At 57.1% G+C, this 11,000-nt stretch carries 8 protein-coding genes; 5 read left to right on the plus strand and 3 right to left on the minus strand.

Annotation, left to right across the window (positions count from 1 at the left end; genetic code table 11):
- On the minus strand, positions 1–500 hold a 500-nt coding region (locus ABJP42_RS09950), incomplete at its 3' end, for a BapA/Bap/LapF family prefix-like domain-containing protein (protein WP_490363209.1).
- 839 nt (positions 501–1,339) lie between these two features.
- Between ABJP42_RS09950 and ABJP42_RS09955 the strand changes: the two genes are divergently transcribed.
- Genes ABJP42_RS09955 through ABJP42_RS09965 form a run of 3 tightly spaced genes read left to right on the plus strand, consistent with a single transcriptional unit; the run spans position 1,340 to position 6,131 of the window.
- On the plus strand, positions 1,340–3,274 hold the full coding sequence (locus tag ABJP42_RS09955; protein WP_348340156.1) for a PrkA family serine protein kinase: 1,935 nt from the start codon (positions 1,340–1,342) through the stop codon (positions 3,272–3,274).
- 18 nt (positions 3,275–3,292) lie between these two features.
- On the plus strand, positions 3,293–4,624 hold the full coding sequence (locus tag ABJP42_RS09960; RefSeq protein ID WP_348340157.1) for a YeaH/YhbH family protein: 1,332 nt from the start codon (positions 3,293–3,295) through the stop codon (positions 4,622–4,624).
- Positions 4,617–6,131 carry a SpoVR family protein gene (locus ABJP42_RS09965; RefSeq protein WP_348340158.1) on the plus strand — a complete coding sequence of 505 codons (1,515 nt, stop codon included), beginning with the start codon at positions 4,617–4,619 and terminating at the stop codon, positions 6,129–6,131. The genes ABJP42_RS09960 and ABJP42_RS09965 overlap by 8 nt, the downstream gene beginning before the upstream one ends.
- A 37-nt stretch (positions 6,132–6,168) precedes the next feature.
- Here ABJP42_RS09965 and ABJP42_RS09970 read toward each other — a convergent pair whose 3' ends face one another.
- Positions 6,169–7,512, minus strand: coding sequence for an MFS transporter (locus tag ABJP42_RS09970; protein ID WP_348340159.1), 1,344 nt, complete (start codon positions 7,510–7,512; stop codon positions 6,169–6,171).
- Between the two features lie 255 nt (positions 7,513–7,767).
- Between ABJP42_RS09970 and ABJP42_RS09975 the strand changes: the two genes are divergently transcribed.
- Positions 7,768–8,865, plus strand: a complete 1,098-nt coding sequence (locus tag ABJP42_RS09975) for a M24 family metallopeptidase (RefSeq protein WP_348340160.1) — start codon at positions 7,768–7,770, stop codon at positions 8,863–8,865.
- 57 nt (positions 8,866–8,922) lie between these two features.
- Here ABJP42_RS09975 and ABJP42_RS09980 read toward each other — a convergent pair whose 3' ends face one another.
- Positions 8,923–10,035 (minus strand): S-(hydroxymethyl)glutathione dehydrogenase/class III alcohol dehydrogenase, encoded by a 1,113-nt coding sequence (locus ABJP42_RS09980; protein WP_348340162.1) that lies wholly within the window; start codon positions 10,033–10,035, stop codon positions 8,923–8,925.
- Between the two features lie 377 nt (positions 10,036–10,412).
- Between ABJP42_RS09980 and ABJP42_RS09985 the strand changes: the two genes are divergently transcribed.
- On the plus strand, positions 10,413–11,000 hold a 588-nt coding region (locus ABJP42_RS09985; protein WP_348340161.1), incomplete at its 3' end, for a heavy-metal-associated domain-containing protein.

Below are 11,000 nucleotides of genomic sequence, written 5' to 3' on the forward strand. Positions count from 1 at the left end.
CCACCACCACCGCCGCCGCCTACAACTGCGGCAACGCCCGCGACGCCTGCTGCAGTAGCAGCACCTGCGCCACCCAGAAGGGGAGCGGCCGCCAGGGGGGCAATAACTGGTTCGATGCGATCCACATCCAAGAAGACCATATCGTCATAGGCCGACCACTTGCCGGAAATATCCAGGGGCTCGTAGCTCGCAAACAGCGCACCCTCGGCCTTGTCCTCGAGAATAACCTCGACAAAATTGCCTTCTTCGCTGAGGAACAGGTTTTTGCCGCCGGGCGTTCCGCCGCTGTAGTAGTTCTGCAGAACGAGGATCTGGCCATCGGCCAGTACGAGGTGGAGATCAGAGCCCCGCCGTACGTAGCTGTCAATGTCCGAGGCGCTGAGGTTCAGCGAGATGTCCTTGGAGTGGGTGACATTGAGAAGAGAGGGAGACCCCTCAGAAAAAGTGCTTTGACGGGTGGTGCCCGAAAGATCACGGGTGATAAATCCAACAGTGCTCATTTTTTTGCCGCTCGCTTCTAGACCTCACAACGCCCTAATTCATGGGGTTGCGGAGGATCCGGTGCCTGTATGTTTCTGCCGAAGGCCGTTCTTTGCGGCCATATTGCGAGTATATTGCGTCGAATTTTAATCAAATGTCTAGCCATCCATCGCATTAAGGCGGGATGAATTAAGGCCTATAGTGTCTTGTTTGCCGCAGGTTTTCTGCCCGAACCGGCCATTTCGCAGGGATTTTGGGGCTTTGTTAACAAAAGGTTAACCGGACCCCATTTTTGACACCCTGGGAGCGATTGGTCTGAAATGCGGCAAAAAAGGGAGTCAAAGCAGACCGCTAGGCCGGAGAGCTAAGGAGAATGTGGCGGCGAGTTTTTGGCCAAAGCTGTTGAGCGGTGACTTTCAGAGCGCAGGGCCACAGGGTAGAGATTCAGGGCCACTCCTGAACAGATCTGCCTGAAAAAAACCTTTTGGACTGGTCAGGAGTGGCCAAAACTCGGCCGGGCCGGGAGGCTGGCTCACCAAGATGTGCGAAGGGCGGGAGCAGTTTCCCTAAAATTCTGCTGGTAATTAACTAAAAAGATACCAGTTCATAATAGTATGAAACTCGCAACTAGTGTACCCTTGCGGCAGACTGAACGGCGTCCGAGATACTCGATTACCGGACCAAGCCCACCTGATCAGAGCGGGCGCCCGGTGTTTAAGACACCGTACATACAGAGCAGAATTCAACAGTTTCGAACGACCGCGGACATCCATGGCCCAGGCGCTGGGCTCCCTTTGTCTGTGCGTTTTCACCACCGCCAGGAGGAAGGGCGAAGCGTAACTCAGGAGGCTAGATCCCGATGAAAGACATTGCCGAGATTTTTGTAGAGCAGTACGGCCAGACGCGCGAACAGGAGATGTCACTATATCACTATCTCGATGCCTGTCGCGATGATCCGAGCCTCTATGCCAATGTGGCGGAGCGGATGCTCAAGGCCATTGGCGAAGAGGAGTTGGTTGATACATCCAAGAACGCCCGGCTGGGGCCGATCTTTCAGAACCGGACGATCAAGCAATATAGTGCCTTCAAAGATTTCTACGGGATGGAAGACACCATCGAGCGCATCGTTGGCTATTTCCGTCATGCGGCCCAGGGGTTGGAAGAGCGCAAGCAGATTCTGTATCTCCTCGGCCCTGTGGGCGGTGGCAAGTCCTCGCTGGCGGAGCAGCTTAAACGTCTGGTCGAAGACCAGCCGATCTATGTGCTGAAGGCAGGCGATCAGCTGTCGCCGATCTTTGAAAGCCCGCTTGGCCTGTTTGATCCGGTGCGGATGGGTAAGGTTCTGGAAGAAGAATACGGTATAGCGCGCCATCGCCTGCCGGGGCTGATGTCGCCCTGGGCGGTGCAGCGGCTGGATGAATTTGGCGGCGATATCAGCAAATTCACCGTGGCACGGATCTACCCTTCGGGGCTGCGGCGTATGGCTGTCGCTAAGGTCGAGCCCGGAGATGAGAACAATCAGGATATTTCGACCCTGGTGGGCAAGGTCGACATCCGCCAGCTGGAACATTTCAGCCAGGACAATCCGGACGCCTATAGTTTCTCCGGTGGCTTAAACCGGGCCAACCAGGGTGTGCTGGAATTTGTCGAGATGTTCAAAGCGCCAATCAAGATGCTGCATCCGCTCCTCACCGCGACCCAGGAAGGCAACTATATGGGCACCGAGAGCTTTGGGGCCATTCCCTTTACCGGGCTGGTGCTGGCGCATTCCAATGAAAGCGAATGGCAGACCTTCAAGAACAACAAGAACAATGAGGCCTTTATCGACCGGGTGTCGATCGTGAAGGTGCCCTATTGCCTGCGGGTCAGCGACGAGGCGCAGATTTACGACAAGCTGATCCAGCACAGCGAGCTGGCCGAAGCACCTTGTGCACCGGAAACCCTGAAGATCCTCAGCCGCTTCTCGGTCTTGACCCGGCTCAAGCCCCATGAAAACTCCAACCTCTATTCCAAGATGCGGGTCTATGATGGTGAAAGCCTGAAAGATACAGACCCCAAGGCCAAGACGGTTCAGGAGTATCAGGACCGGGCTGGTGTTGATGAGGGCATGAACGGCATCTCCACCCGCTTTGCCTTCAAGGTGTTGTCTTCGACCTTCAACTTTGACACCGATGAGATCGCGGCCGATCCGGTGCATCTGATGTATGTGCTGGAGCAGATGATCAAACGGGAACAGTTCCCGGCCGAGACCGAAGCCAAATACCTTGAGTTCATCAAGACCGATCTGGCGCAGCGCTACGAGGAATTCATCGGCAACGAGATCCAGAAGGCCTATCTAGAGAGCTATACCGAATACGGTCAGAACGTCTTTGATCGCTACATCTCCTATGCGGATGCCTGGATTGAAGAGCAGGACTACAAGGACCCGGATACGGGCCAGCTTTATGATCGGGAAATCCTCGACGGGGAGCTGAGCAAGATCGAAAAGCCCGTGGGCATCGCCAACCCCAAGGATTTCCGCAACGAAGTGGTGAAATTTGCCCTGCGCCATCGTGCCAATACCGGGTCAAACCCGGCGTGGAACTCCTACGAGAAACTGCGCGACGTGATCGAAAAACACATGTTCAGCCAGGTCGAAGAGTTGCTGCCGGTGATCAGTTTTGGCAGCAAAAAGGACAGCAAGACCGAGAGCAAACATCAGGAGTTTGTCGAGCGCATGCGCAGCCATGGCTACACTGATCGCCAGGTTCGGCGTCTGGTGGAGTGGTACATGCGGGTCAATAAGGCAGGGTAACAAGAGGCAGCGGAACAGATGCATCAATTCATCGACAGACGCTCCAATCCAAAGGGCAAAAGCCACGGCAACTGGCAACGGTTTCTGCGGCGCGCCCGGGAGAATATTAAAGAGCGCGTTGATCGGTCGGTGCGGGACAAATCTATACAGGATGGAGATGGCGTCCCGCCAGACGGAGAAAAAGTGACAATCCCCGCGAAGGGATTGCAGGAGCCCCGGTTCTTTCATGGCTCCAAAGGCGGCAATCGAAAATATGTCCTGCCGGGCAACAAAGACTTTGTGGTTGGCGATACCATTCCAAAACCCAAAGGCGGAACCGGGCAGGGCGGGCGTGAGGCCTCAGAAGACGGTGAAGGTGATGACGAGTTTTCCTTTACGCTGACGCGGGATGAATACCTCGAAATCCTCTTTGACGGGTTGGAGCTGCCGGATCTGGTGGAAAAATCCACGGTGGAGACGGAAACTATTGGCACCCGCCGGGCAGGGCTCACCACCGCAGGCACGCCCAATAACCTCAACTTGGTGCGCACCATGCGCAATTCTCTGGGGCGGCGGATTGCTTTGCGGCGTCCCTCGGCCCAGGCAGAGACTGATCTGCAAGAAGAGATCGAGATGCTGGAGGCACTGCCCTCACGTTCGAAAGCCCAGGCCGATTTGCTGGAAGAGTTGCAGACGCGGCTGGAGGCTTTGCAGCGCAAGCGCAGGGTGGTCGGCTATATTGATCCGATTGATTTGCGCTTTGACACCCATGTGCCGGAAAAGATCCGCAAGTCCCGTGCGGTTGTCTTTTGCCTGATGGATGTCTCTGGCTCGATGCAGGAACGCGAAAAGGATCTGGGTAAGCGGTTTTTCCTACTGCTGCACCTGTTTTTGTCGCGCTGCTATGAACAGACTGAGCTGGTGTTCATTCGCCATACCCATCATGCGCAGGAAGTGGACGAAGAGACGTTTTTCTATGCCCGTGAAACCGGCGGTACCATCGTTTCGACGGCACTCGACAAAATGCGTGAGGTCATCGCCGAACGCTATCCGCCAGATGAATGGAACATCTACGGAGCGCAGGCCTCAGACGGGGAAAACTTTGGCAATGACTCGATGCGCTGCAAAAAGCTGCTGCTCGAGGATCTGCTGCCGGTCTGCCAGTACTACGCCTATATGGAAATCGTCGAAGAAGGGGCGGATGCCCTAATGATGGACCCGGAGGTCGGGGATGATCTGTGGCAGAACTACCGGCAAGTAAAAGCTGAGGCGCCGCATTTTGAAATGCAGCGGGTGGCCCATGCTGCCCATATCTATCCGATCTTCAGGGAGTTCTTTCTGCCACGGATGAAAGGGGGCCAGAATGCTTGACGCCAAACCCGGATCACCACTGTTGTTTGATGGGCCAGAATGGACCTTTCCCTTACTGGAAAAAGCCCGCGACGCCATCGAGGATATCGCGCTCAACGATCTGGGGCTGAATGTCTATCAGAACCAGATCGAGATCATCTCGGCCGAGCAGATGCTGGATGCCTATTCCTGCACCGGGTTGCCACTGATGTATCAGCATTGGTCCTTTGGCAAACATTTTGCCCGCGACGAGGCGCTTTACCGGACGGGGCGTCAGGGGCTGGCCTATGAAATCGTCATCAACTCCAACCCCTGCATCAGCTACAACATGGAAGAAAACACCATGGCGATGCAGACATTGGTGATGGCCCATGCGGCCTTTGGTCATAATCACTTCTTCAAGAACAACTACCTGTTCCAGCAATGGACCGATGCCGATGGCATCCATGATTATCTGGCCTTTGCTAAGAACTACATCGCAGCCTGCGAGGAGCGCTATGGGCTGGATGCGGTCGAGGAGGTCCTGGACGCGGCTCATGCCTTGCAGACCCAGGGGGTGTTTCGCTATGGCCGTCCGCCCAAACCCACCGCGCAGGAACTGAAGGCGATGCAGCGGGTACGCGATGGCTATGAGGCCAGCCGCAGCTTGCTGGATATCTGGACCGATGCCACCATGGGGCGGGACAGCGCCGAGGAGCCAAAGGATGAGCCATACAGGGCGCGCCGCAAAAAGCTGAACCTGCCGCAGGAGAATATCCTGTATTTCCTCGAAAAGCACAGTCCGGTGCTCAAGCCCTGGCAGCGCGAGTTGCTGCGCATTGTGCGGATGTTGGCGCAGTATTTCTATCCGCAGAAACAGACCAAGGTGATGAACGAGGGCTGCGCCACCTTTGTGCATTACTATATCATCAACGAACTGTTCTCGCAGGGGCGTCTGAGTGAAGGCGCCTATATGGAGATGATGCACAGCCATACCAATGTGGTGCTTCAGCCCGAATATGACGACCCGCGCTATTCAGGCATCAACCCCTATGCGCTGGGCTTTGCCATGATGATGGATATCAAACGCATCTGCGAAGAGCCAACGGATGAAGACCGCGAATGGTTTCCCGATATCGCGGGCCACGCGAATTGGCGCCATGTGCTACGCGATGCCTGGGCCAATTACCGCGACGAAAGCTTTATCCAGCAATTTTTGTCGCCACATCTGATGCGCAAATTCAAATTGTTTGCCCTGGTGGACGAAGAGGCGCAGCAGGATTTGGTGGTCAGCCAGATCCACAACCGGGCCGGCTATAAGGCGATCCGCCGCGCGCTGGCACAGCAATATGATCTGGCCTATCTCGAGCCTGACATTCAGGTCACAGATGCGGATCTTGGCGGTGATCGGCGGTTGATCCTCACCCATACGGTCCGCGATGGTATCCATCTGGAAGAGGACAATCGCTGCGAAGTGCTCAATCATCTGCGCCGTCTTTGGGGCTATGACGTCACTCTGGATGCGGTGGAAACCTTGACCGAAAGCTAACGGTATCTGTGCCCGGCAGCCGGGGTGGCCGTTGCACCTAGTCCGGGCGTGATGGATAGTTCTTGTGCAGGGCGTCAATCACCACAGCATGTTCATGCCCCTTTGGATCCTGACCGGCCTGGCGAGTGGCCGCTAGATGGGGATGATCCGCAGGCAGCTCCGGGTGGTCATGAGCAAAGACCTCAGGATCATCGGCGGGCCATTGTGATCTCGCATAGATCAAGCCACAAATCGCCAGCCCGTTTAGCAAGAGCAGAGAGGGCACCATGCCCAACACAGTCATGCTCCAACCTGTCAGCGGATAGGTGATCAACCAGCAGCCATGGGACAGGGTGAACTGGGCGGCAAAGACCGCCGGGCGGTCCTCTGGATGGGCAGAGCGTTTCAGCAACCGCCCCGACGGGGTGAAGATGGTAGAGTAGCCAAGACCAGAGAGGAACCAGCTGATCAGCACTGGCTCCAGCGCGGGGCCGAAGAGTTGCGTATAGGCTGCCAGCAGGCCCTGCGCCGATATGGCGATCATAGCTCCAGTGATCATGACAGAGCGGTCCTGCATTTTGGCCAGCAGCCGTGGCAGGAAAAGGGCTGCCAGCATCGAACCAGCGCCAAAGGCCGCCAGCGCCAGCGCCACGCTGCTTTCTGGCAGGCCCAGTTCAGAGCGAATGATCACAACGGTATTGATGATGACAATGGCACTAGTGGCGGCAGCCACCGCAGAAAGCCCCAGCAACCCACGCAGACGCGGGGTTTTGAGGTAAATGCGGATCCCAAGCGTCGTGCGCTCATAGAACCCCTTGCGCGCGCTGGGCTTGGGGCTGGGCAGGGTGACTGAGACCACCAGCAGGGCTGAGGCGATAAATCCAATGGCAGTGCCAAAGAACAACGAATTTGCGGCCACCAGGGTGAGCAACAGCGCCGCCAAAGAAGGCGATAACAGACTTTCGATATCATAGGCCAGTCGCGACAGGGACAGCGCATTGGTGTAGTCTTCTTCATCGGTGAGGATATCGGGAATGCTGGCCTGAAAGGCAGGGGTGAACCCGGCTGACGAGGCCTGCATAACAAAAATCAGCACGTAGATCTGCCAGATTTCAGTGACAAAGGGCAGCGCCAGTGCCACCAGTGCCCGCAGGATATCAAGGCCCACCAGCCAGCTGCGCCGGGGGAATTGCGTTGCCAGGGCAGCTGCGATCGGGGCAAGGGTCACATAGCTGACCATTTTGATGGTCAGCGCCACCCCCAATACCATGGCGGCATCGGCCCCGGCGAGATCATAGGCGATCAGCCCCAGAGCCACAGTGGCTAATCCGGTGCCAAGGATGGCAATCAACTGCGCCGCAAACATATGGCGAAAGCCGCGGTTTCTTAGAACGGAAAACATTGGCTATGGGTCTCCCGAGGCTGGGGGATGGAAAGGGGCGCGTATTCCGTGTGGGAAAAGCCAAAGGAATGGCCACAGTGTGACGGTGTGCGCATAGGGGCATTATCCTTAAGGGCAGGATATTAGCAACTTTTTTACCATGCTTGCGGGAATTCAGGCGCTGGAGTTCGCCGTGGATTGACTTTGAGTAATGTAAATTGGATACGATATTCTGGCTAAAATCTACATCTGTCTCAACCCTTCTTGGAGCCCCCAATGTCCCCTTCCTTTGCAGACTATCGCCAGTTGGCAAAATCTCTGTCGGTAGACGCGCTGGCCTTGGTGCCAGGGCCAAACTTTACCCGCGTCCTGGGGCAGGAATTCATGAGTCACGAACGGCCCTTTGTACTGGTGATCCCGGCGCAGGGCGTGCCGGCGGCGATTGTGCCCAATCTAGAGCTGGGATCCTGGGAGTTGGTTGGATTTGACGGGGTGGTTTTTGATTGGCGGGATCAGGATGGCTACCAGCCAGCCTTTGACGCGCTGGCCGAACATATGCGCCTCAGCAGCTTGGCGGTTGAGGGCCAGGTCATGCGGGTCTTTGTGCACCACGCCCTGAAACAAGCCAGCCCGGAGGTGCAGATCATCGACGCTGAAAAGCAGATTTCCGGCCTTCGCATGATCAAGACCGAGGCTGACCTGGCGGCAATGCAGGCCGCGATTGATCTGTCAGAGCGGGCCCTGCATCAGGTGCTGGAAACGGTGGAAATCGGCCAGAGCGAAAAAGAGATTGAAGGCCGCCTTATTCAGGCGCTGTTTGCTGAGGGCGCCGATGGGCTGGCCTTTACACCCATTGTAGTCGCCGGGGACAATTCGGCGCGGGTGCACGGCCATGCGCGCGAGGACTACAAAATCCAATCCGGCGATGCCCTGTTGTTTGACTTTGGCGCTCGCAAAGGTGGGTTTTGCGCCGATATTACCCGCACAGTGTTTGTCGGCGAGGTCAGTGCCGAGGGGCGGGCGGTCTATGAAACCGTCCTGGCGGCCAATATGGCCGGTTTGGAGGCGACCCGCGCCGGTGTGACGGCGCATCAGATTGATGATGTGGTGACCGGCGTGCTGGAGAGCTCTCCCTATGGCGATCACATCCGCACCAAAACAGGCCATGGTCTGGGCCGCGATGTGCATGAGGCACCCTATGTCATGCGTGGCAATCATCAGGAACTGCCTGCTGGCACCGTCTACACCAATGAGCCGGGGCTATACCTGTCAGGTAAATTTGGCGTCCGCATCGAAGATGACGTTCTGGTCACCGAGGACGGCTGCCAGGTTTTGACAAATTTCCCCAAAGATCTGCTGATTGTCGGCGGCTAAAAGAAAAGGCGCAGACCCGGTGGGGCTGCGCCTGTCCTCTAATGCTTTGTTGCTGGACTAGAATTCTACAACAGCGCGGATCGATTTACCGGCATGCATCAGATCAAAACCTTCATTGATCTGATCCAGTGTCAGCTTATGGGTGATCATCGGATCGATCTCAATCTTGCCGTCCATGTACCAGTCGACAATCTTCGGCACATCGGTGCGTCCTGACGCGCCGCCAAATGCGGTGCCACGCCAACTGCGTCCGGTGACCAGCTGGAAGGGGCGGGTAGAGATCTCGGCGCCCGCAGGGGCCACGCCAATGATAATGCTCTCGCCCCAGCCCTTGTGGGCGGCTTCCAAGGCGGTGCGCATGACCTGCACATTGCCGGTGGCATCAAAGGTATAATCCGCACCACCACCGGTGAGCTCCACCAGATGCGCCACCAGATCGCCGGAGACCTCAGCCGGGTTTACAAAATCGGTCATGCCAAAATGCGTTGCCATTTCAATCTTGCCGGGGTTGAGATCAACGCCAACAATCTGGTCAGCACCAGCCAGTTTCAGCCCCTGAATGACATTGAGCCCGATGCCGCCGAGACCAAAGACAATGGCGGTAGAGCCGATCTCAACCTTGGCGGTGTTGATGACCGCGCCGATGCCGGTGGTGACGCCGCAGCCGATGTAGCAGATTTTGTCAAAGGGCGCGTCTTTGCGCACCTTGGCCAGAGCGATTTCAGGCACCACGGTGTGGTTGGCAAAGGTCGAGCAGCCCATGTAATGGTGAATGGGGGTGCCATCCAGCATCGAAAACCGGGTGGAGCCATCGGGCAGCAGGCCAGCGCCCTGGGTCGAGCGGATCGCCTGGCACAGGTTGGTTTTGGGGTTGAGGCAATAGTCGCACTCGCGGCATTCCGGGGTATAGAGCGGGATCACGTGGTCGCCCACTTCGAGGCTGGTGACGCCTTCGCCAACCTCTAAGACAATGCCGGCGCCTTCGTGGCCCAGAATGGCCGGGAAAATACCCTCTGGATCATCGCCCGAGCGGGTGAACTCATCGGTGTGGCACAGGCCAGTGGCCTTGATCTCTACCAGAACTTCGCCGGCCTTTGGGCCTTCGAGGTTCACCTCCATCACTTCGAGCGGTTTGCCCGGAGCAATTGCAACGGCGGCACGGGTGCGCATCATCTGTTTGATCCTTCGTAATGTTCCAGGGCCTGCCTGCCGGATCTGACCAGCAGAGGGCTGTGGGTGTCTTTCTAGTCGCGGCCTGTGGCTGACCTGAAATCGGCCGGGCCTCAGCCTGCTGTCTCTAGCGTTACAACCGCCAAAGTCATCAAGCAAGCATTGCCTATGGCTCTACCTTTTTTGCGCTCCCAGGCCTCTGCCAAAAGCGACGGAAAATGCCGTGTTCCGGTCAGTTGACCTGTGTCATTGCAAAACGGCAACCGCCGAGGCTATGGCAAAAGAGTTCTGATTTTCTGCAAGGAGGCTCTTGACCTTCCCCTCGCTGGAAGCCCCATATCCGGCAACAGACATAGACCACTTCTGGGAAGACCCTCATGCACCAGCGCCATCATTCACTGCAAATCACCGGCCTCAGCTGTGCGGGATGCGTAGGCCGGGCAGAACGTACCTTGGCTGCACTCGAAGGTGTCACATCGGCTTCGGTCAACCTGGCGAGTTCCAAGGCGCAGGTGGAAGCAAATGAAGACCTGGAACTGTCTAAACTGACCGGCGCACTAGCGGCTGCAGGCTCCCCCGCCGCCCTGTCTGAAGTCAGCTTCGATATTCAGGGGCTGAGCTGTGCCTCCTGTGTTGGCCGGGCCGAGGCCGCACTTCTGTCCGTACCCGGCGTGGTGAGCGCATCGGTGAATCTGGCCGCTGAACGGGCCGAGGTCAGCTATTTGACCGGGGCGACCCGGGCGGCAGATCTGGCTGCGGCCAGCACGACGGCTGGCTATCCGGCGACCCTGCAGGGCGCTGAAACCGATGCACGGGAGGAGGCCAGTCAGCGCAAGGCGGATGAGATCAAGTCTCTGACCCGGCAGGTGATCATTGCCGGCGCCTTGACCCTGCCGGTTTTTGTCATCGAGATGGGCAGCCATATGGTGCCTGCGATGCATCACTGGGTGATGGCCAATATCGGT

This window comes from Pseudophaeobacter sp. (genome assembly GCF_039971195.1).
Taxonomy (GTDB): Bacteria; Pseudomonadota; Alphaproteobacteria; order Rhodobacterales; family Rhodobacteraceae; genus Pseudophaeobacter.

Bases quoted from the DNA above. Each gene is read 5' to 3' on its own strand.
- ABJP42_RS09955 (WP_348340156.1), top strand. From the start codon at position 1,340: ATGAAAGACATTGCCGAGATTTTTGTAGAGCAGTACGGCCAGACGCGC.
- ABJP42_RS09960 (WP_348340157.1), top strand. From the start codon at position 3,293: ATGCATCAATTCATCGACAGACGCTCCAATCCAAAGGGCAAAAGCCAC.
- ABJP42_RS09965 (WP_348340158.1), top strand. From the start codon at position 4,617: ATGCTTGACGCCAAACCCGGATCACCACTGTTGTTTGATGGGCCAGAA.
- ABJP42_RS09970 (WP_348340159.1), bottom strand. From the start codon at position 7,512: ATGTTTTCCGTTCTAAGAAACCGCGGCTTTCGCCATATGTTTGCGGCG.
- ABJP42_RS09975 (WP_348340160.1), top strand. From the start codon at position 7,768: ATGTCCCCTTCCTTTGCAGACTATCGCCAGTTGGCAAAATCTCTGTCG.
- ABJP42_RS09980 (WP_348340162.1), bottom strand. From the start codon at position 10,035: ATGCGCACCCGTGCCGCCGTTGCAATTGCTCCGGGCAAACCGCTCGAA.